Origin of the sequence: Zavarzinella formosa DSM 19928, assembly GCF_000255705.1 — a bacterium.
GTDB lineage: Bacteria > Planctomycetota > Planctomycetia > Gemmatales > Gemmataceae > Zavarzinella > Zavarzinella formosa.
On the sequence record NZ_JH636439.1, the window covers coordinates 1,558,578 to 1,579,173 of the forward strand.

Below are 20,596 nucleotides of genomic sequence, written 5' to 3' on the forward strand. Positions count from 1 at the left end.
GGTAATACCCGTTCCCCTCCCCTGACACAAAATTCCTTACAAGCCCAGGATCAACACCGCCCCCACGCTCCGGCTCCAAGACTTTCGGACCGTTCCACCTTCCCAAGCGGTGGACGGACTCGCCGAATTGCGGCAACATTGGCCCGCCCTCTCCGATCCCGTCAAGGACGCCGTCTTGACGCTTGTGCGTTCGGCCGTTGGCATCCCGTCCGCTGACTCGCTGCCGATCGTCCTTGACATTGTCCATGTGACGAAATTGCTCGGCGTCTCGCGTTCGACCGTTGACCGGATGGACGCCGAAGAGAAGATCCCGGCGCCAATCAGGGCGGGGCGGTCCAAGAAGTGGGATAGCGACGGATTTCTGATCTGGCTGCGGACCCGTCGCCCGGACGGCGAACCTTTCACCCGCGCCGAGTGGGCCAGGCAGACGAATTAAAAAGAGGTATGGCGGACATGGCGATCCGTTTTGGGTTATCCTTCGGATCGTCGAAACTTTTGGGGATCATCATGGCCGACATCTTTCGCCGAACCTTCACCGATCCGAAAACCGGCCAGAAGAAGAAAACCGCGAACTACTACGGGAAGGTGAAGACCGCCACGGGATGGCGGCGCGTGCCGTTGGTCAAATCCGCCGAACTTTCAAAGAAAATGCTCGCCAAGTTGCGGCTTCAGGCCGAGGCCGAGCGGGCGGGCATGCCCGTGGCGTCGGATGCCCACCTCAACGGGTTGATCCTTATCCAGATCGACGACTTTCTAGCCGACAAGACGAACGAAGGGGTGAAGTCTTCCACAGTGAATCGCTGGCGCACTCGCCTCGAAGCTCTCATCGCGTTCACCAAGTGGAAACTGCTCCGAGAGGTGAACGCCGATCAGGCCCAAGAACATCTCGCCGAACTGGCCGCAACGCGATCCCCGAAGACGCTGGAGGATCTGAGGGGGGACTACTCGAACTTCGGGCGATGGCTTCACAAGAAGAAACGCTACCCGGAGAACCCTTTTGTGGACCTCCGCAATCCGGCACGTGGCAAGGAGCCTGTCCGCAAGCCACGGCCGCTGACGGTGACGGAACTCTTGGCCATTGTTGCCTCCGCCGAGGTTGGCAAGCCGCACAAGCGCCTGACCGGCCCCCGACGCGCCATCCTGTACCGTGTCGCCTGCGTCACCGGGCTCCGATCTGCGGAACTGGCCTCACTGACAGCCGGACAGGTGGAAAGGGACGCGGAAGGCAAAGTGTTCGTGAACGTCGTCGCCGGATGCACCAAAAACAAGAAGACCGCCCGTCAGGCCGTCCCCGAACCGGTTGCCTCCGAGCTCCTTCGTCTTGTCGCGGAACTCCGGCCCGAGGACCGCCTGTTTCCCGGCTCATGGACATGGCACGCGGGCGTGATGATCCAAACCGATGCCAGGGCCGCCGGGGTTGAGACAGTGACCGAGACTCCGCAGGGAAAGCGGTTCGTGACCTTCCATTCCCTGCGTCATTCGTTCGCGTTGTGGCTGAAGACATCGGGGGTTCCGATCACCCTGACCCAGCTCATGATGCGCCACGCCGATGTCAAACTGTTCACGGAAACCTACGGAAAGGTGGATGACGAGACTCTTCATCGCGCCGCGCAGGGCATCTCCATCAAGCCTCCGGCCGCCGTTCCACTGGCCCACCCACTGGCCCAAGCGAATGGGAATGAATGCCAACAGGTGACAACGAACCCGGCCGTTGATTTGGCGGGAAGTCTTGAAAAGTGCTTAAATTCAGGGGATTTGACAACAATTGGAGATGGGTGTGAACGAGTGACAATCAGTGAGAAAATGGAGTGGAAGAGGATCGAACTCTCTGACCGGATCGCAAAAACCCTTGAAAAACACGACAAATCCGTCAATTTCAAATTTGACTGAGCCACGGGCTGAGCCAAGGCCAGAAGTTCCGGCCGACCTGGCCGAACTCATCTCCCTTTGGCCAATGCTACCCGAGTCAGTGCGTTCATCCGTGCTGGTCTTGGTCCGGGCGGGTATTTCGACTGATCGATTGCCTCGCTCGTCTGGAAGAAAAGTGGCGGGATGAAAGAAGAGCAGGGGGCTTGCGGTGTGGAGATGTCGGCCGATCAACTCGCCGGATTGACCGAGGCGGAACGGGCTTCCTTGATCGCGGCCCTGATGACCGGGAAGCCATTGAAGACATAGACGCAACTTTGTTCCGCCGAGTGTCCGGCGCCGGACACCTTTCAATGGTTGCACGATCAAGTTCGGTGAAAATTACCCGAGCAGGAGTAAAAGAGTCTGTGTTCGTGCTCGTATGATCTGAAAACATTTAAATTCTATGAAGCCATCCAAAATGAAAGGGCGAAGTAAAAATGAAGCTTCATGAAAGATCTCAACTCGAAATATCTCCAAGTGGAATTTGATCTCTTAAGAAAGTTGGATATGTGTCATGTCAAACCATGTTATGAATATCAGTAAAGATATCATGTTTCAGAAGATGTCACTGACAAACAATCCGGAATATTCTCGAAATCACTTGCGCTGATTGAATCAGATTCGCATCAAAAATATTCAAAATATTAATTGACCTCCTCTCCGAAAGCACGTTTCATTAATACATCGACTTCGTCAGAAGGAATTATACTCGCCGGATCTCTAATTGCATACGCTTCTGCTTGCTCAAGAACGGAATCGATCACTCTCCACGGGATACGTTCTATTGTCGCCCAATGAGTTCGTGACGCAATTTGTACTAAGGAAGATCGTATCATTTCTCGATTGCTGCTTGAAAAGATGTGGAAAGGATGTCCTCGCAGCCAAGGGAAAACGAAGGTGCCTGTTACTCGGTGTAGTACCACATCACTAATACATAGCTGACGACAAATTGCTCTCCATGCCGCAAGCCTCTCCCACATCATTTGCGAGTCTATGACAAACATAAGTCGCACACAAGAATATACCCCCATAGCAACCGTGGATGCAACGGCGAGCCCTGTCAGCGGAGTAATCGTCGGACTTGTGCCCGATAATAATGCTTGCGCGATTAAATGAATAGGCAAAAGTAGAAATAAAACAGTCGGCAATCTCTCGCCTATATTATTCAACAATGAATTCGTTTTTCTATCTCCTTTTAATTCTCTGGCAAAGTTAACTGATACGAATGCGAAGTGCAAAGCTTTGAAGTAACTGAGTGGTTGGTATCGTGGGGTGACGAGCGATCTATACAATTGGCGCGCGAGCCGAATGTCTTCTTGAAAAGCAAGTTCAGTGCCTGTCTTCTTTGATCGAGCTTGTCCAGCGACGAGTTCAGCTAGGAACTGTACCGCTACAGGTAATTTGAATACGGTCAAGACGTTGGCTCCCGTAGCGTTACAGATCGCCGCCTCAGCAAACTCTTCGGGTTGGAGAAGTCGCTTGGTTAACACGTCCGCGACCATGAATTCCATGAACGACTTGTGAGCGAAGCTGAATTTGCCAATGGCTGTTGGATCGCTGACAAGTAATCCGGCAGTGTGAACCGCAGCCAAAATTCCTAGCTTTTTCAATTCATCCCCGCCGATCCGGTTCTTCAAAGGGTCTGCCGCCTCGCCGCCATAAGGACGTGTAGATACACATTCAGGTATAGCTTCGTAAAGATTTTCAAACGCATCTCGAAGTTGGTTAAAAGAAATCTGATTCTCCAATCCATTGACCGACATGTGGACTGCGATTCCTTTCATAAAATATGCCAGTTCGTCCAGTGTCAAACCTAGCCCGTACATTCCGTGTGCAGCTTTTAGTCCTTGACGTCGGTAACTGGAGCGAATGAATAAATCCATGACATATGCTGATGTCAACTCATCTGGATCTTTCTGATACAGCTTATGATCAATCCACAGTGTTGCAACTACGTGAAGCAACGATGGACGAGAAACAAGTTCACTGAACCGTTTGTTGCGAATGGCACGTTCGGGAATCTGCTTTTGAACTTCCAAAGAGAAATTTCGAAGTGCGTCCTTTACTTGGATCATGTCGAATGGTTCCAACTCTACGATGTCACCATAATGGTTACCAGCCATTCGCCGAGTGGTGCGCATTGCCTCCTCCAACTCAGGCGTGGTGAAGAAGAAGTTTGGCCGGCCGGTGAACAGTATTTTGGCTCTTTCAAAGGAGAAGTTCCAAAGAGCCCGGCAATGCAGTATTCTCATTTCCGAGTCGCCGACGAGATCCATCTCATCGAAGCCCTCGAAAATCAGCGTGATTCGGCCTGCAATCAGCAAGCGGAGAAGCGCGCGGGGATTGAGATTATACTTCTGTCCCCAAACACCCAGCAGTTCCTCGGGAGTTAGACTGCGAGGGCTCAAGCCCCTCAACTCGATCAAAAGTGGGAGTCGCTGGCCAGGCTTCAACTTTTCAATTGTGTTGTACACCCACATGAGTGCCGCCGTGCTTTTGCCCTGACCATATTCACCGAGCAAGACCACCTGTCGTCGAGATGGGTCAGTAACCCACTGGTTGAGGTAGGCCTCCACATTCTCCTTGTCGCCATTTGGCAATGAAATCAGCGACTCACGATACACTTTTTCGACAGTGAGTTCGGAATCAGGCAATCGGTTATAGAGTACCCTTTGCTTGATCGCATGGAAGTAATCACTGAAATCTACAAGATTGTCGAGAAGATCACTTTCCGAATTCCATTGAATGGCAATATTCCTCCAGTTCGTTTTCTCTAGTTCAGCGGGTTTGAGAATGGCGAAAATGATGTCACCAATCTCCGGACCAGCCATGCCACTCAATTCGTCGATATACGAGACCTGCTCTGTGAGTGTTTTTTTGTCCCCTTCATGGGCGACGAACAGCAACACTCGTTTGCCCGTATCCCTATTACGCCCGACCCAACATCGCTTTAGGTCGTGCCAAATCGCTTCCTCACCCAACACGTAGGAAGAGGTGCGAAGACGAGCCAGTTCGCGGGCACGATCTTTCCAAGCAATAAGCGGATCAACGGGCGGGTCCGACAGAATTGGATCTGGCCTGGGAGGTTGCAAATATATTGTCGGGAGCATCCCACCGGACAGCAATCTCCACCAAGTGCGGATCCCTTCTAGAAGAAGTTGAGTCTTTTCGAATTTCTGTTGCAGTCGGTGCTGTTCGGTACTCTTAAGGCCGTTCCATTTGGCGAAGAAGTAACATAGGGTCAAGTAGCCCAACACCAGAAGTCCCGAAGCCACGATTGGCCTAGCGATGTCTTCTTTCAATGGAAGGGGACGATGTCCTCTCGCGAGGTCGAAGTATGTTCTGGTAGCGGTCCAAGGAGTTGCACCCATGTGATCCAAGATGAAAAGAGCCCACGTGAGTATCACCACTAATGCAATGGTCACTGAGGCTGCGGATGCATAGAGCGAATATTCCTCCCGAATGGATTCCCGACGACGATACCACACAATCATCGCAGCCCCGAAATAATACCACCCGACAAAACTCATCGCAACCATTGCCGCGAGTCGAATCCGCTCCCCGGAGGACAGCATTGCGGAATGTATGCCATCGGCAAAATCCTCTGACGCGAATCGCAACTCACTTCGATATTCGAGAACCGCCCAAGCCAGTAACACGGCGGTTGAAGGGAGAAAGCATTCGAACCACAAACGGAAACGGTTTTTCTCGGCCGACGACGTCGGGAGAGATAGCTTTTCTGTGGATTTGGGTTGCTCAAGCGTTAAGGGTGGCCGCTCCATTAGATAGGCGAACAGGCTGATCGTTATGATCGTCGCACAAAAGAGCGAAAAATAATACGGGTTGTCTTCTCCAGGTGTAAATGGTTTTGCCTCGGGATTCGCAAGGTGGATTGCCGTATTCATAACTGCGATTACCAGATCCCAAACCTGATTTGCGGCGACAATGGACAAACCAGACAACAATGAACCGAGTGCGTATATAAGCACACGTGCTCCCGAACTAACATGCGCTCGTGGTCGGTAGAAATAGGCTATGGTAATGATACCTAGAAGTAAGACAATCAGGATTACGAAACCGCTGATCGCAGCGACAACCTCTCCAAAATGTGATTTGGCGCAAAGGAATACCAGTATTCCGGTAAGGGCAGCTAGAAACATCGCGACAAGACAGCTCACCGCTACTGGGGTTCGGTCACTCAAAATATTCATAGAAAGCTCAATAGTGTTCCCAAGAAATTTTCCTCGTCCTTTGCCAGAAACACAACCATCTCAGACGAGAACTTTGTTTGCGACAAACTGGCAAGAGCGACGAGTTCGGTGGATAGTGTGATTAGATCAATTTGACTGTGGCTCGCCCAGTCACATTAATTCCAGACTTAGCGAGTCGCGAAGAAAGCCGCCCGATTTTTCATCAAGACACAGAGGCTTTTGGTTGAGTGCAACATATACGGAAAGTTCGGCTGCCGAATCCCATTTTCAAATGCCCAGATCGTCCCCAAGGGCGGGCCATTTCGGACTGGCTCAGTTTCTTGGTGTTCCGTACCTGACGCAGTCGTTCGCAGTATTTCATCGGATGTTCTCCGGTGAAGAGTTTCAGATCATGTTCCCTGTTGCTTGCGGTCGTCCGAGCCGGACGGCCTTGGAAAACCACGCGAGGATGAAAGGACCGTCCGGATAGCGCCACGTTTTTTTGGAGCCACAACCTTCCGGGGGCGTCGGCCAATCGGAACGGTCGATCCCCGTCATTCCGTTCATCCTCGGGTGGTTTTCCAAACCCCCGCCCGGCATGATGCCCTCCCTCTCGCCGTGCGAGATAGCATGGAAGGGGGATGTTTCATTCTCACACGGTTTCAAACAGCCTGGGTGTCCGGCGCCGGACACCCGCACGCTTTCCCCCTTCCGTCCTTTGACTTCACGGCCAGCATCTTGGGGGTGGCTTCGATCTCCAGACCGTCCCAAACGCCCATCGGGCCTTCCAGGGCGCGGGAGAGCATTTGGAGAATCGGGAAAGTCGGGATGCGTTTCCCCTGCTCCAGGGCATGAATGGTCCCCGCCCCGACGCCGGCCTTGCGGGCCAGGGCCGACTGGCTCAAACCGGCCTTGCTTCTCATCTCTCTGAGTTTCTCGGCGAACTTCATCTCAATCTCCGGGGGAGGTTTCCCCGACCATCAGTGCGTGGGTTTCCGGCGCCGGACACCCACGCACAAGATCAAAACTTGACGCAGGTTTTCAACACGTTCTCGGGCAACCGGCCCGCCTCGGTTTCCGTCAGCCAGCCGCGTCCGTGCGAGGGATCTTTGTCACCCGCGAGACGGCGGGCCTCGTCGGTCAGGCCATAGGCCGGGCAATGATACAGGAGGTGGCGGCGAACCTCCTCCAGATGCTTTTCACACACGCCGAACTTGACGGCCGCGCCTCCCGGCCGCATCTTCAATGTTTCCACCTGTTTGAGACGCGCCTTCAACTCCGCCGCGATTTCGACGGCCATCCGCCGGCCCGCCCGGACTTCGGCGAACGGATCGGTGATTTCCCCCGAGTCGTCTTTCGTCCTGTTGACCGGGCCGGACGACGGGGAATCTTCCGCGTCGTCCACATCGTTGCCCGAATCGTTCCCGGTTCGGATCTCCCTGGGTGGTGTTTGAGTGTCCGGCGCCGGACACCCGGACGTTGCCGCCGGTTTGGGTTCGGCGACGCCGATGATGCTGTGAACCATCCATTTGGAGCAATCGACCAGTTTGGCGATCTGGCGGATGGAAACATCGGGATCGTCGGCCCGCACGGCCTCGATGATCCGGCGAAGGTCGTTTTTCGTCCGGGGCTGGCCGTGGTCGCTGTTTTGCGACCACGCCATCTTTTTGGCGTCAGCCCAGGTTCCGGGGCGGATTCGGGCGGCCAGCGAGGTCAGCCCGGCCGCCTGGGCCGCGCAAAAGCGGGTGAAGCCGCCGACGAGGAGCAACGTCCCCGGCCCGTGGTCCTCAAACTGTTCGGAGAGTTCGACGACGAGGATCGGCGGGAAGACGTCCCCGTCCCTCATCTCCATCGCATACCGTTCGATGACGGCCGGGTCGCAGCCGAACGGCCCGCGGCCGCATCGAAACTGAAGCCGGATGTCGATGGTGATCTCCTCCAGACTCAACCCGTCCTCGGCCTGATTGATGCTGTTCATGGTCTTGTGTCCTGTGTTTCCGGGGGTGACTGATGCCGCGTCCCATGACGCCGGGATTCGGAGGACGGCGTTGTCCGTCCCCTTCCCGCCATCGGGCGGATGGCTTTGCACCCGGAACATAGGGCAGCGGGTTTCCGGCCCCCGGTCTCAAAGAGGCCGCGCAACGGCGTCGCATCACGCCACCGGCCCAAACCGGGAGAAACCGGGAAACGCAAGAGGGGGCACGGAATCTCCGAACCCCCTCCTGAAACGGAGCGTGAGTGTCCGGCGCCGGACACTCACGCAAAACTTGGTTAAAGAGTCTAATTCAAGCGAACGTCAGACGAACGGCCTTCGCTCCGCTTCCCCGTGAGTGTCCGGTGCCGGACACCCGAGGAATGCAAATCAGAATCCGTCGTCGGGGTTGTCCATCGGGTAATCCGGCTCGAAGGCGGTGTTGTCGTCATGCTCCGGGTGAAGCAGGTAATCGACCCACAGCGGACGCACTCCCGACTTGGCGGCCGGGAAGGCTGACCGGTCGCTCATGTCGTAGATTGTCTGGCGTTGGTGCATGCCCCCGACCGCCCAGACCTGAACGGCGAAGCCGGGCCGGTTCTCCCGCTGGCAGGCGAGGAAGAATCCCTGTTCCCTGCCGATGACGTTAACGCAATGCCAGTCCATGAGAAGCAGCTTCTCCAATCGCTCGAAGAACCGCGTCATCTGGTTGTAACTGATGCCCTCCCGGATGATGATCGGCTCGCCCGGCGTGTGTGGCGGGCCGATGGAGTTCGTTTTCGGGCTTGGTTTGCGGGGCTTCTTCGCTTGTTCCTTCGCCGGTCCGGCCGGGGTTTCGGACTTGGCGGCCTGGAGCTTGCCGTTGTTCGTGGCGGTCATGGTGTCTTTCCGGTGTGTGGTGCTGGTCAGGGCCGGGCGATGAAAGCTGTCCCGGCCGGGTTGGTTTGGGAATGGGTGTCCGGCGCCGGACACCCAAGGGATGTTGCTGCGTTGTGTCTCGCCGGGGAAAAGCGGGATCGGGCCGGGTGTCCGGCGCCGGACACCCGGCCTGACGGTCTGTCGGTCGTTCGGGAATTTAGATCAGGGAAACGCCCGCGAACGGGTCTTGTTGTCCCTCGGGAATGGTCACCTCGAAGTTGTGGACCGCCGGAACCATGTCCAGCGAGCGAACGGCCTGAAGGTGTTTGCAAGCCTGTCCGACGGCCTGCTTGCGGAAAATGAAGTCGCCGCAGGTGCAATCATCGGCATGACGGAGGATCGTCACCGTATGCCCGTCCGGGTCGGACCGGTCGTCCGTCCGCTTGGTCATCCGAAAACAGACGACCACTTCGGGGGAGTGGGAGGGAACCGCGACTAACTCGTATTCGTCCCGGCCGATGTGAACGAGTCCGGGCGTGTTGGTTCGGCGGCAGCATTCCCGAACCATCGCAAACCGGCCGCATTTTGACCGCCGGACGCACGTCAGGTCGGGAGACGCGGTTTCAACCGCCTTGAAAGTGTGCTTCCGCTTCGCCGGTTGACGTGGCGTGCGGAGCGTGTTACCCCTAGCATGAGACATTGTGAACCCTTTCACAAGAAGGTGTTTGCCGCGGCCGGAAGTGTTAGCGCACTGTCCGGCCAACTTTTTTGACCCGAGGACGAATAACCTCACGGGCTTATAGATCATAGTACTCTAAGTGGATTAGTGCTTCAAGTGGAGTTATGGGGATTTTGCATGAAATTCCATGAGCGGCTCGTTGAACTGCGGAAAGCCAAGGCACTTGATCAAGTCGAGTTGGCCAAGGCCGCCGGCTTGGGATTGGGAACACTCCGCCATCTTGAGCAAGGCAATCGACTGCCGACGTTCCCGACGCTTCAGAAGCTCTCGTTTGTGCTGGGAATTGATCTCGGCGGGTGGGAAGGATTGGAGGTGGAATTGCCTGCGAAGCGGATTCCGGCAAAAACAGTCAAGAAAAAAAGCTAATCAAGACTCTGGGTGTCCGGCACCGGACACCCAGACAAGTCAAACTCACGTCTTCACCGAGGTTTCGGGAGATGGCAACGTCGGTCCGTCCATCCCCGTAATCTCAATGATGTGATTGTCGGGATCTGTGATATAATACTGATCGCCCATCGGTCCGATTTCAACTTTTACCCGCCGGTCACTCTTGTGAATCTTGAGCATGGAATTGTAATCTCTAACTCTGAGGGCGAAATGCACGTCTTTAAAATTTAGGTCTCCTCTACCACGAAATGTTGGCAGTGTGTCCACTTTCGGACGATATAAAATTAAATGCAGTTGTTGCTTGTTAGGCAGGTCAAACCAGGCGCCTGGAAATCCAAATGGCAGTCTATGACGTTCCGATTTTTCATATCCTTCATCTTCGGCTTGAGGCAGCATTTTAAGTCTTAGCACTTCACTGTAGAATTTGATCGATTTCTTGAGGTTCGACACTGGCAAATTGATGTGATGAATACCATGAATCAATCTGTCAAGATTTTGATAATAATCATCTTTAATTGTCTCATTTAGATCAAATGGATTGCGGGAGATCCTGCAAAGAGGCATGGTTCCAGCACCCTTGATTAGCTCACGATTCCCAAGATCTTGAGTGTACAATCGATCATGAAATCGTTTTTCGAGGGAGTGCATGAATCTGCGCGTTGCCCACACCTGATTGCTTCCGACGATTGGCTCAATTCGCGCTGCTAAATTGATATTTTCCCCGAGAAATTCTGGATTGTTCGTGAGTGGGTTGATCCCTTGGTGACATCGGCCAGAATGAAGTGCGATCCGTATGGCCAAATCAGTGCTGAAGTGCTTCTCAAGCCATAACGTGGTATGAAACGATTCGCACAAATTGAACGCACAGATTGCTGCATTCTGGGCGTCCTCAAATATTGCGAAAACAGCGTCCCCCCAAGTATTACAATGCAATGGCGAACAAGGTAAAACAGCCTCCGACATCACCTTCATGCCAACTTTCATGAACAATTCAAATTCAGGTTCGGTTAGTTTGCTATAGCCTTTAACATCGGCAAACAATACTGACCTGTTGGCCGTTCTCATTTCGGCCGTTGTCATTTTTCCAGATTTTTTGGGCATGACTTAGTTTCCAAGGTAGCGGCAATGGAAAGCTCAGGCGGTTGGATCGTAAGCCATTCCGAGATTATGTCACTCAACATAATCTCAGAATGGCTTACGAACCCAAATTAAACCAACGGCTTGCCGATGCTGCAAAGGTGTTGATAGATTGCGACAACATGGCCCTCCGCGGGACCGACGTTTGTCACGGTTGCGAGAATCCAACGCAGCTTAACACGTCTGGGAAGGAGACGCAATAACTTGCAAACAATAAATGCTCAAAAAAACCGCCAAGAATATTTCGGGCGACAATCACACTGAGAGTGACGAGTGAAGTGATCGGAAAGAATGATTCAAAAATCTCAAAAAACCGTTGCATCACGTCTCGACGGAAACGGTCTTCAACCCGGCCGCCTCACCGCTTGCGGCCAGTCCGACAATCCACACGTCCACTTTTGGCCCGACGATCCGAAAAACCTTGGCGCCGGTCAGCAACTTCCCGACGACCGCCTTCAATCGCTTGAATCCGTCCGCGTCGTCCGCGTCGTTTAGTTCCTCGAAGAACTCCTCCACGGTCGTTTCCCTGACCGGCCTCACTTTCCGCTTCCCCTTTGGCCGGGTGTGCCTCTCCACCGTCTCCGCGTCCGCCATCGTGACGCCCGGCCAGGCGAACGGCTCGAAAGGGGCGTCCGTCTCGGACGGATACAACAGCCCGGCCGACGCTTTGCCCAGGGCCTTCGCCGTCTCTTCGGTCGTCATGGTCAGTCCTCGGAGGAAGCCTTTTTGGGGGCGGGAATCTTCACGTTGTCCACCGTTTCCCGCAATACCTTCCGCACCTTCTCAGGGACACGGTCGAAGAATGTCAGTCCGGTGAGTTTTTCCACTTCAGCCACGCTAGTTCGATACTTCGCCCATGCCAGCCCCAAGCCCGTCTCATTCGGGAAGATGGCGGCGATCACCCGCGTCTTGTCGTCGATCTTCTCCAGATCCTTGTCCGGGTCGTCGTCGCCGTCCACGATGACGATGATCTTCCAGCACTTCGCGGGAACCACGATTTTGCCCGCCAGGCCGATTCCCTCGACGGGTTCGTCCTTCGGACCGCCGCCTTTGCCGGCCGGTCCCGCGATGGTGTACAGTCGTCGGTTCGCGTGTTTCTTCACCTGATCGCGGGCATAGACCTCCAGCGTGTTCCAACACTTCTGGTTAAGATCGGAGGTTTGCGGAATGATGTTGGTCGTGACGAAGGTGGAATAGCTGGCTTCCCTCGACGAAACCCGGTCCGAGTGCGGACACAAATGCCCCCGGTCGAAACCAAACCCGGCGTAATCCTTGTGCGTGACGTGGTAGAACGCCGACGGCAGGGAGGTGTCAACCGAGAATGTCCGTTTCCGGCCTCCGTCCCCCTTGTCGATGGTGTCTTCTTTGGTCGTTCGCCAACTCACCCAATTGGCCTCGCGGCGGGTGTCGTTGTACGAAAGGGCGAAGAACTCCTTCTTCAGCAAGAAGTTCTCTTTCTTCGCCTTGTCTTCGGTGGCGTTGCTCGGGTTGCCCAAAAACAGGTGAGGGTATTCGTCCGCGAAGACTGGCGCCGCCGTCCCGAGGATGAGGAAGAGTAAGAGGAGATGCTTCATGGTCTGGCCCCGCCCGGACGGATCGGTTTCCATCGTGGTATATCCGGTTTCCACTGTACGGAACAGCACAACGGGAGCCTTTACCATTGCGTTCGTTTGATCTTCCGGGCCGGGTGATTTCGTCAGTCGTTGTTTACAATCGGCCTTTCCTCTTCTATATGTACGGGTGTTCACTATCCGGCGTTGGTGTCCGCCAACCTCCGGACCCGTCGCATTTCGACAGGAGAATCACCCCTCCGGCAGGATCGCCGCGACTCTTGCCCCAACCCGGCAAAGGAGTGCGCGCATGCGCTTTGTGGCCCACCTGGACGCCGATTGTTACTATGTGTCCGCCGACCGCGTGAGGTATCCCGATTTGATCGGCAAGCCCGTGGGCGTCGTGGGAAACCAAGGGGCTTGCGTCATCGCCAAGTCCTACGAACTGAAGGCCCAGGGAGTGAAAACCGGTGAGCCGGTTTGGGACGTGTTAAAGAAGTGTCCGGAGACGATCTTTGTCAAACGCGACTTCCGATGGTATGAAGTCCTGTCCCGCCGGATGCTGGCGATGGTCCGGGAACGATCCGAGGCGGCCGAATTCTATTCGATTGACGAGTTCTTTTTCTCCACCGACGCCGACAAGCAAATTGCCCGCGGCATCCAAAACGACATCCTGAACAACATCGGGCTTCCGGTCACAATCGGCGTGGCGCGTTCCCGCACGCTGGCCAAACTTTTCAGTGACACGGCCAAACCGCTCGGCATCCGGGTCGTGACCGATCCGGACGAGGAACGGGAGCATCTTGCCAAACTGCCCGTCGGGGAGGTCAGCGGCATCGGACATCGGCGGGCCGCCAAGCTGCTCCTTCACGGAATCCGCACCTGCCTTGACTACGCCAACGCGGAACGTCGCCTGATTCGGGGGTTGCTGACAAAAACCGGGGAAGATCTGTGGTGGGAGCTTCGCGGCCAGCCCGTCACGCCGATCCGTCCGGACCGGCCGACTCACAAGTTTCTGAGTCGGGGCGGTTCCATCGGGGGAGCCTCGGCCGATCCAAACGTCATCCGCGCGTGGCTGGTCCGCAATTCGGAACGGCTGGTCGAGGAACTGGAGCATTACGACCTGAAGGCCGGGACGCTTTCCCTCAGTCTGTCCGACCAGTACGGCGGGGGAGATTCGATCAACGCCCCGTTGCCGGGTCACACCAATCGCTACGGGCCGATCATCGCGGCATTGCTGCGGTCTTTTGAACGATGCTGGCAACCGGGAACTGTCATCACTCACATGCACCTGGTCGCCGGTGATTTGAAACGGCCGGGTTTCGTCCAGCGGACGCTTTTCGACCCGCCGGACGACGAGACGGAACCGCTGGCCGTCGTGAAGCGGGATGTCAACGAACGGCACGGACGGTTCGCGGTCCGGGGAGGAACAACACTGTTCATTCCCGAGATGTACCGTGATCGCAGCCACGGATATGAAATTTGTGATGTGCGGGGGAAGTTCTGCTTCTAATCCCCCATGTGTTCCGCCATCGCATTAGTCCCGAGCGTCTTCCCGAAGCATCTCTTCGAGGAACACGATCTTTTCACGAGAGTGTTTGACCGCGGGGGAAACAATCCGGAGGTCCGGTTTGCGTTCACCGATCCCGTCCCTCTCCTTCCAGTGATGATTGGCGGCGTGCTGAAACTAGTTCAGTGGGGGTCCCGGAGCCGCCAGGGGCCGTTGCCGACCACCGGCTGGACTTGGAGGACGAGCGTCGAATCCGGGGCATGGGCCGGTTTGGGATGCGAGACGGAACCGGTGTTGATCCTGGCCACTTACGGATGCGAGAAAAACACATGGTTTCGCATTCGGGAGGGCATACATGGTTTGCTTGTCACGCCGCCCAGCGGACCGCCGTGCGCGTACATGATTTGCGATCATCCGACGCGGTATTTTCGGGTGCTGACGGTCGGGGCTGATCGGACGCCGTGGCTGGTGAACGAAGTGATCTGAGATTGTCGATCTTCTCCCTGCTGAAATCACGAGAACAGCGAAACCGACTCTGCCGGTTTCGGCTCCGCAGGAGTCAGGCATTCGGGGCCTTGATTGCGGACATTGCCGACGTGGCGGCTCACCGCGACTTTCTCCATCAGTTCCGCCGGATAAGAAGCCAGCAACGGCAACACGGCCGCCGGGTCGGTCGCCTGACGGTCAAGCCATCGGTCGTAATCCTCGGGACGGAGAATCACCGGCATCCGGTTGTGAACCTGCCCCACCAGTTCGTTCGGCGTGGTGGTGATGATCGCGCATGTCGTGATGAATTCCCCTTCGAGTGTCCAGTGATCCATGATCCCGGCGAATGCGAACGGCTTGCCGTCCCTCATGCGGAAATGGAATGGGTTCTTTACCTTCCCGACGGTTTGCCATTCATAAAAGCCGTCTGCGATCACAAGGCATCGCCGTTTGGCGAATGACTCCCGGAACGTCGGCAGTTCGGCCACCGTTTCGGCCCTGGCGTTGGCCGGGCCGGACTTCACGTCATGCGACCACTTCGGGACAAGCCCCCACTTCATCAAACCCCATCCCCGGGTCTTGCCGTCCGGTTTCATCCCCATCGCCAGCACGGCTGAGGACGGGGCGATGTTGAACAGAGGGCGCACCGGGGGAATGTCCGTCACGTCAAACGTGGCGGCGATCTCGGCGGCGGGGGTGTGAAGGGTGAATCGTCCGCACATGGGATTTGTCAGTCCTCGTCGGTGAACGGCTCGCACAGTTCCAGCAACCAAGCGGTCAGCCCGTGACGCGGATTTGAAGTGGATTGTAATTGCGTGGGCCGATGCGCCTTCTCCGCTTGGAGAGGATGACGGGCCAAGGGGAGGGATGCGAATCGCGCCAGCCGTCACAATCGCGAATGTCACATTGTCGAGGGCGGGACGAACGTACAATACCCCCCTTCGCAGGGACCATGCGATGAACGATTACACAGCCCACCCGGAATACCGGGCGTTGCTCGAAACAGTCCGCATCAACCCCCGCGACCATGCCCCACTTGGGATCATCGCCGACTGGATTCAGGAACACGGCGGGGACGACCAGGCCGAGTTTATCAGGGAATGCCTGGCCGGTCGCGGCAAAGCGCCGCGATTCATGAGAACCGTGTTCAACGACTGGACAGGCCCCGCGAACCCGCACGCGGGCGCCTTGGCGGTGATAAGGGATCTGGAGCGGGAAGGCTTGGCGCGTGATTGCGGTGTGACGGATGTGGTTCTTGCACATGGTTTTGTCTCCGAGGTGCGTTTGCGAGTCGCCGAATTCATGAGCCATGCCGGGAGGTTGTTCCGGTCGTTTCCCATCGCAAAGGTCGTCTTGATTGACTGTGGATTAAGGATGGGATCGCTTCCAGACGGTGGCAGCGGTTATTTCTGGCCCCCGCCTCGTGTAGATTCGCGGATCATGCAAGAACGAGGGGTGCCGTCCGAACTGTGGAACAGCCCGCTTGTCTCTTCCGGGTCCGTGGAAAACGATGGGGGCAGGAGCCCAATAATCTTCAAGTTTGAAAAAGACGCCAGAAGGGTCATGTGGGATGTTTGCGTTGCCTTCGGCCGGGAACAGGCCGGACTCCCGCCAATAGCCGGCTGATCCCGTCATCGCTTCCTGAAACCCCTCGTCCGACCATCCGGCAACCTCAACTCACACCGCCGTCCGGAAACCGATTGGTAAGACCGTCCTGTCTGACTCATCACTTCTGCGATGGGAAGCGTGCGTACAAGCTCATCCTCGGCAGGTGTCCACGGTTTTCCCGCCGCCGGGGGACGAGTGTCCCTTGCCTTGTGCGTTTCCGACATCTTGCGGCGAGTTTCTTTGCTCACGCCTTTGGACTTCCTTCCTCTGGCCATCGCCTCAATCACATGGCGCGGCCTCGGCTTGCCCTGTTTGACCTTTGAAATTTGCGTCGAGAGAACCGCATGCGTCCCCGGTGTCACCGGCCCGACACCAAAGGCGGCCCGCCATTTGGTGACCGTGCCGGGTCCGACACCAAACCAATGGCTCAACGCTTGAACCGATTCCAGCCGGATGGCCTCGACAAGCGAGCCGAACACAATGATGGTGTTTGGACCACCCCGCGAAAGATGACCGACCGGCCAAGGGATGGGGCCGGTGGAATACCCGCTCACGATGAGATCGGTGTCGCGGTATTCGCAGGTGATGATGGTTCCCGAACTGACGCAGGGAGTGGAGTAGGAACCGAGAAGTTTGAATCTGTCGGTCATAAGGAAAGCCAAGGAAATCTCGTCTGCCGAAAGATGAAGCATATCGGGAGAGCCGCCTTCAGCGCCGCCACTCCCTCTGCCGTTGCCTTTGTCTTGTGAACGCTCAGATAGGATAGATACCTCAACGCCAGTAATTCCTTCACCCCGGCATCGGTCATTTGAGTGTTGCACGGATCAAGTGATTCCAGACCAATTCCACTCGTCGTCGGCAACGAATCCGGCCGCAAAGTGGGCGAAATGGGAGTTGCGGCCGAACCGGGACAACGACTGGTGGGACTGCCTGGTGGGGTGTTGTGTCGGGGCCAGCCTCGGGGGATTGCAATGGTCTGCCTCGGTCGGCGGCCTGCCGTCTGCCGAGGGGGAGCCGGCGGCCGGTCGGGACCGACCAGCCGCCGGCAAGAAGAAGCGTCCTGGTCTCGCCGAGCGGTATCGGCAGAAGACCGGGCGGGGCTAGGTTCATATCAGGTCCGGTGCAGCGCCGGGTTCGGCCTCACACGGGTTGGAGTTACTCCCAGTCCCAGACCCGAGGCTCCGACGGAAAGCAGAGGCGGACGCCATCGGGGTCCACGCCGCCCATCATCACGAATACAGCCGGCGGGAACTGATTGACAAGAGCGAAACACAGCGCCCAGTCGGCCTCGACCACGCACACGGCTTCTTCGTCCCCGACGTACTCATCGACAAGCACATGAGGATTGATGCACCAATTGTCTTCGTGGTACTCCTGCTCGAGCCAGACGCGTAACGCATATCCGGGCTTGCACACAAACTGATCGGCTCGGGTGTTGAGGTCCAGTTTGATTGTCCGATGCAGCACGGCCACGGCTTCCGCAACGGGGGGCACGCTCACGCTCACATACTTCGGGCCGAAGTAAACGCGGGTCTCGGCACCCAGCACTTCGACGCGATCAGGCGGCCTCAGATCGCCCTCGTTGGTCTTTGCTCTGACCGTGGAGAGCAGCGCCAACGCCCTGCCGAGATCGAACGCTGACTCCCTGCTGAAGATGAGGTAATGTGTCCTTGTTGCCACATCGCACTCCGTACGCTCTCGTGGCCGAACGCCACAGTTCAGGTGCCGGGGCCGAAGTGGCAAACCCCACTTTGTTACGGCTCAGGTCCCCGGTCACCTGCAATGTTTTGTTCGGCGTGCCTTTCTCACTAACCGGTGAATGACCTGAACTCGCAAGGTGGCGAGAACCCTTCCGACGACCCCGTGCGGATTAGGAGTGGCGACCGCTGCGTCACTGCCTCAAGGATAAACTCAGTCGCGGATAGCCCGTTAACTTGGAAGAAGCCGTCGTCGCGGTCATAGTACACGAACGGCCACTGGTCCGGCTCGCCGACCATCAACCAGTTCAACGTGTTAGCATCGGCCAGCGACCCGAACGGGAGTAGTCCGCCGGCCTGCGGGAAGACCGGGTAGGTGATCTCAACCCCGCCGTACTGGGCATAGTCTTGGTACATCGATGCCCAGTTCTCCCATGTCTTCCGGACTTCACGGCCATGGGCGACCCAGACGAACGGGCTGTGGATGATCAGCCCTTTGACCCAGCCGGCCCCGTAAGTACCGATGAACTCCTTGTAGTCGGCCGGCAGCCGTGACCCGACCGCTTTCTCGATGGCCCCCCAATCACCTTCTGCGAAGTATGGCGATTTTGGAGGCGGCAGCAATTCGCGGAGTTCTTCCAGCAAGTCAAACCCTCTGCCGCTGAATATGAAGTGGACGTCTTTCAGGGCGTCTAATTCCGGCCACTTCGGATGACTTAGCCATGCCAGCCTACGGCGGCAGGCTAACCGACTGGCACGCCGCCGTCAAACACATTTCGGTTGAGCCACCCACCCGCCGCCCTTCCCATCCGGGCTTGCGTGCCTTGATTCCCCCGTCGGTATCGAGCCAGGCCCTTCCGGAAAAATTTTCCCCGATTCCCCGTTTGCTCAGGCAACCCGGCCACTCGGACGGGTCCAATCGCTTCTTCATCTTCGGAAGGTTTTTGTATGGGTGTCCGGCGCCAAACACCCGAGGGTTGACTCGCCGGATTCAACGGCCGTATGATGGAGGTGGGGACAAACGGAACCAAAAGCCGCACGCCGGTCCCCAAAACCGGCCGCGTCCGCCAGGCCGGGGGAGTTGCGAGTCCTCGCCTCGGCCGTTTCACCTCTCAAACTCCTTCAATCATGTCAGTATATACCCGACACCATGTGGGAATTTTGGTGACTTCGCCAACTCAATGCGAAACCTGTTTGCATCCCCCGCCAGTGTCCTTACAGTTCCTTTGCGAACACCAATCCGGACATGAAGGCGGTTGCTGATTGCGACCGGCCCGTGAAAGTTCATCTCGCATGTCCGGTCATCGTTTGGTATTTGATCTCCGACGGCTGATGGCGGCGGGAAGACGGCCGTATATTGGCCGCTCCACACCACGCATTTGGCCCGGACTCCACTATTTCGAGCCGCCCCTGATTTAAGTATTGCTGAATTCATCGGAGATCGCATCGTGTTCCAGCCTTTCGCCCGCTTGTCGGGACTCGGTTCCCCGAACCGCCGCCCCCGACTCCCGTACGCCCTCGAACAACTGGAGGGCCGGGTCGTGCCGGCAACCGCCGCGTTTGCCAACGGGGTGCTGACCGTCACCGCCACAACCAACGGCGATGTGATCGGATTCACGTCCCCGTCGGGCAACCCCGTGGTCGGCGCCACCGCCATCACCGCGAACGGATCAACCATCTTCGATTCCGGAGTGACCCGTCAGGTTCCGTCCTCCATCGTGGTCAGGATGAACTCAGTGAACATCGCCACACTAAATGTGTCCGCCTATGTCTATGGCAGTCTCACCGTGACGGGGGCCAAAACGGATTCCACCGTTACGTTCAGCAATTCCCCGCGCATCCTTGGCAACTTCACGTATTCGGCCGCCTCCCCGACAGGAGCGGCCGCCGACACAATCACTTGGGGCGGGGCCGGCGTCACCGGTTCGCGGGTGAACGGGAACATGACCCTGACGCTGGGGGGCGGGGCCAACTCCGTCTCGATCAACGCCGGAACCGTGCAGGGCAATTTGAAAATCACTGGAGGAGCCTCCTCGGACATTTTGACCGTCGGCACGTCTTCGGCGTCCGGCCAGTTTCATGTGCTGGGTACGTCCGCGATCAGTCTCGGCAACGGCTTCAATTCACTGACCGGAAACCTCGGTGGTTACGCCTCCGACGGCGGGTTCTCTTACCTCGGGGGAACGAACTCGGACACGGTCGATTTTGTGACACACACCTCGGTCCTGACAACCGGCGGGACCGCGACCATTAACATGGGCGGCGGTGGCGTCGATTCCAACTTTCTTTACCTTTACAAGCCGGCCGTCGGCGGTTCGCTGACGCTGACGGGCGGGGCGGCCGGGGACCGGTTTTATGTTTCGGGGGGCATGACGGTCGGAACGACCCTGAGTCTCCTGCCCGGCAACGGGACAAACGAGATCGACTTGGGCAACACCAACGGTGGCTCCGTGCCGACGGGTCCGGTGAATATCGGCGGCGGCGTGGTTTATCAGGGAGGAACCGGTGACGACGATTTCAAAATGCCCGCCGGTTATGTTGGAAAAGGGCTGAG

21 protein-coding genes are annotated in these 20,596 nt (G+C 56.9%); 9 read left to right on the forward strand and 12 right to left on the reverse strand.

The features are described 5' to 3' along the window. Nucleotides 1–127 precede the first annotated feature (127 nt). From BGIM_RS0107260 to BGIM_RS67760, 3 genes are all read left to right on the forward strand, one after another. Nucleotides 128–436, forward strand: coding sequence for a helix-turn-helix transcriptional regulator (locus BGIM_RS0107260; RefSeq protein ID WP_238537551.1), 309 nt, complete (start codon nucleotides 128–130; stop codon nucleotides 434–436). Between the two features lie 71 nt (nucleotides 437–507). Then, nucleotides 508–1,890 carry a tyrosine-type recombinase/integrase gene (locus BGIM_RS0107265; RefSeq protein WP_157368653.1) on the forward strand — a complete coding sequence of 461 codons (1,383 nt, stop codon included), beginning with the start codon at nucleotides 508–510 and terminating at the stop codon, nucleotides 1,888–1,890. A gap of 162 nt (nucleotides 1,891–2,052) precedes the next feature. Next, complete coding sequence (locus tag BGIM_RS67760) at nucleotides 2,053–2,175, forward strand: hypothetical protein (RefSeq protein WP_020469133.1); 123 nt, start codon at nucleotides 2,053–2,055, stop codon at nucleotides 2,173–2,175. A gap of 377 nt (nucleotides 2,176–2,552) precedes the next feature. Here the strand turns inward: BGIM_RS67760 and BGIM_RS0107280 are convergent, their stop codons facing one another. From BGIM_RS0107280 to BGIM_RS0107305, 5 genes are all read right to left on the reverse strand, one after another. After that, a complete protein-coding gene (locus tag BGIM_RS0107280; RefSeq protein ID WP_020469135.1) occupies nucleotides 2,553–6,119 on the reverse strand; it encodes an NACHT domain-containing protein in 3,567 nt (1,188 codons plus the stop codon). A 641-nt stretch (nucleotides 6,120–6,760) separates the two neighbouring features. Continuing rightward, nucleotides 6,761–7,048, reverse strand: a complete 288-nt coding sequence (locus tag BGIM_RS49140; protein ID WP_020469138.1) for a helix-turn-helix transcriptional regulator — start codon at nucleotides 7,046–7,048, stop codon at nucleotides 6,761–6,763. Between the two features lie 71 nt (nucleotides 7,049–7,119). Then, a complete protein-coding gene (locus BGIM_RS0107295; RefSeq protein WP_020469139.1) occupies nucleotides 7,120–8,196 on the reverse strand; it encodes a ParB-like nuclease domain-containing protein in 1,077 nt (358 codons plus the stop codon). A gap of 264 nt (nucleotides 8,197–8,460) precedes the next feature. After that, nucleotides 8,461–8,949 (reverse strand): hypothetical protein, encoded by a 489-nt coding sequence (locus tag BGIM_RS0107300; protein WP_157368654.1) that lies wholly within the window; start codon nucleotides 8,947–8,949, stop codon nucleotides 8,461–8,463. Nucleotides 8,950–9,145: 196 nt separating this feature from the next. After that, nucleotides 9,146–9,628: a hypothetical protein gene (locus BGIM_RS0107305; protein ID WP_084759799.1), complete on the reverse strand. Its 483-nt coding sequence runs from the start codon at nucleotides 9,626–9,628 to the stop codon at nucleotides 9,146–9,148. A gap of 156 nt (nucleotides 9,629–9,784) precedes the next feature. Between BGIM_RS0107305 and BGIM_RS49145 the strand changes: the two genes are divergently transcribed. Next, nucleotides 9,785–10,033: a helix-turn-helix domain-containing protein gene (locus BGIM_RS49145; protein WP_020469142.1), complete on the forward strand. Its 249-nt coding sequence runs from the start codon at nucleotides 9,785–9,787 to the stop codon at nucleotides 10,031–10,033. Nucleotides 10,034–10,078: 45 nt separating this feature from the next. Here BGIM_RS49145 and BGIM_RS61170 read toward each other — a convergent pair whose 3' ends face one another. The 3 genes from BGIM_RS61170 to BGIM_RS49155 all read right to left on the reverse strand — a co-directional run bounded on the left by BGIM_RS61170 (nucleotide 10,079) and on the right by BGIM_RS49155 (nucleotide 12,765). Further along, complete coding sequence (locus BGIM_RS61170) at nucleotides 10,079–11,155, reverse strand: VOC family protein (RefSeq protein WP_020469143.1); 1,077 nt, start codon at nucleotides 11,153–11,155, stop codon at nucleotides 10,079–10,081. A 357-nt stretch (nucleotides 11,156–11,512) separates the two neighbouring features. After that, a complete protein-coding gene (locus BGIM_RS0107325) occupies nucleotides 11,513–11,893 on the reverse strand; it encodes a nuclease A inhibitor family protein (RefSeq protein ID WP_020469145.1) in 381 nt (126 codons plus the stop codon). Nucleotides 11,894–11,895: 2 nt separating this feature from the next. Beyond that, entirely contained in the window at nucleotides 11,896–12,765 is an 870-nt protein-coding gene (locus tag BGIM_RS49155; RefSeq protein ID WP_157368655.1) for a DNA/RNA non-specific endonuclease, read from the reverse strand. A gap of 286 nt (nucleotides 12,766–13,051) precedes the next feature. Between BGIM_RS49155 and BGIM_RS0107335 the strand changes: the two genes are divergently transcribed. Both BGIM_RS0107335 and BGIM_RS49160 read left to right on the forward strand, forming a co-directional pair. After that, nucleotides 13,052–14,254 carry a DNA polymerase Y family protein gene (locus BGIM_RS0107335; protein ID WP_020469147.1) on the forward strand — a complete coding sequence of 401 codons (1,203 nt, stop codon included), beginning with the start codon at nucleotides 13,052–13,054 and terminating at the stop codon, nucleotides 14,252–14,254. A gap of 6 nt (nucleotides 14,255–14,260) precedes the next feature. Further along, nucleotides 14,261–14,737, forward strand: a complete 477-nt coding sequence (locus BGIM_RS49160; protein WP_020469148.1) for a hypothetical protein — start codon at nucleotides 14,261–14,263, stop codon at nucleotides 14,735–14,737. 26 nt (nucleotides 14,738–14,763) lie between these two features. On the opposite strand, the gene BGIM_RS49165 is transcribed toward BGIM_RS49160, so the two are convergent. Beyond that, nucleotides 14,764–15,459, reverse strand: a complete 696-nt coding sequence (locus tag BGIM_RS49165; RefSeq protein WP_020469149.1) for an SOS response-associated peptidase — start codon at nucleotides 15,457–15,459, stop codon at nucleotides 14,764–14,766. A 235-nt stretch (nucleotides 15,460–15,694) separates the two neighbouring features. Between BGIM_RS49165 and BGIM_RS0107350 the strand changes: the two genes are divergently transcribed. Then, nucleotides 15,695–16,363, forward strand: coding sequence for a TIGR02996 domain-containing protein (locus BGIM_RS0107350; protein WP_029629820.1), 669 nt, complete (start codon nucleotides 15,695–15,697; stop codon nucleotides 16,361–16,363). A 5-nt stretch (nucleotides 16,364–16,368) separates the two neighbouring features. Here BGIM_RS0107350 and BGIM_RS0107355 read toward each other — a convergent pair whose 3' ends face one another. Then, on the reverse strand, nucleotides 16,369–16,995 hold the full coding sequence (locus BGIM_RS0107355; protein WP_020469151.1) for a hypothetical protein: 627 nt from the start codon (nucleotides 16,993–16,995) through the stop codon (nucleotides 16,369–16,371). A gap of 244 nt (nucleotides 16,996–17,239) precedes the next feature. Between BGIM_RS0107355 and BGIM_RS0107365 the strand changes: the two genes are divergently transcribed. Beyond that, nucleotides 17,240–17,449, forward strand: a complete 210-nt coding sequence (locus BGIM_RS0107365) for a hypothetical protein (RefSeq protein ID WP_162136227.1) — start codon at nucleotides 17,240–17,242, stop codon at nucleotides 17,447–17,449. Between the two features lie 51 nt (nucleotides 17,450–17,500). Here the strand turns inward: BGIM_RS0107365 and BGIM_RS0107370 are convergent, their stop codons facing one another. Together BGIM_RS0107370 and BGIM_RS0107375 are read right to left on the reverse strand one after the other, a co-directional pair. Then, complete coding sequence (locus tag BGIM_RS0107370; protein WP_020469154.1) at nucleotides 17,501–18,025, reverse strand: hypothetical protein; 525 nt, start codon at nucleotides 18,023–18,025, stop codon at nucleotides 17,501–17,503. 128 nt (nucleotides 18,026–18,153) lie between these two features. Beyond that, complete coding sequence (locus tag BGIM_RS0107375; RefSeq protein WP_020469155.1) at nucleotides 18,154–18,687, reverse strand: SMI1/KNR4 family protein; 534 nt, start codon at nucleotides 18,685–18,687, stop codon at nucleotides 18,154–18,156. Between the two features lie 803 nt (nucleotides 18,688–19,490). Between BGIM_RS0107375 and BGIM_RS49170 the strand changes: the two genes are divergently transcribed. Beyond that, nucleotides 19,491–20,596 (forward strand): hypothetical protein (locus tag BGIM_RS49170; RefSeq protein WP_193788946.1); only part of this gene is annotated, 1,106 nt, incomplete at its 3' end.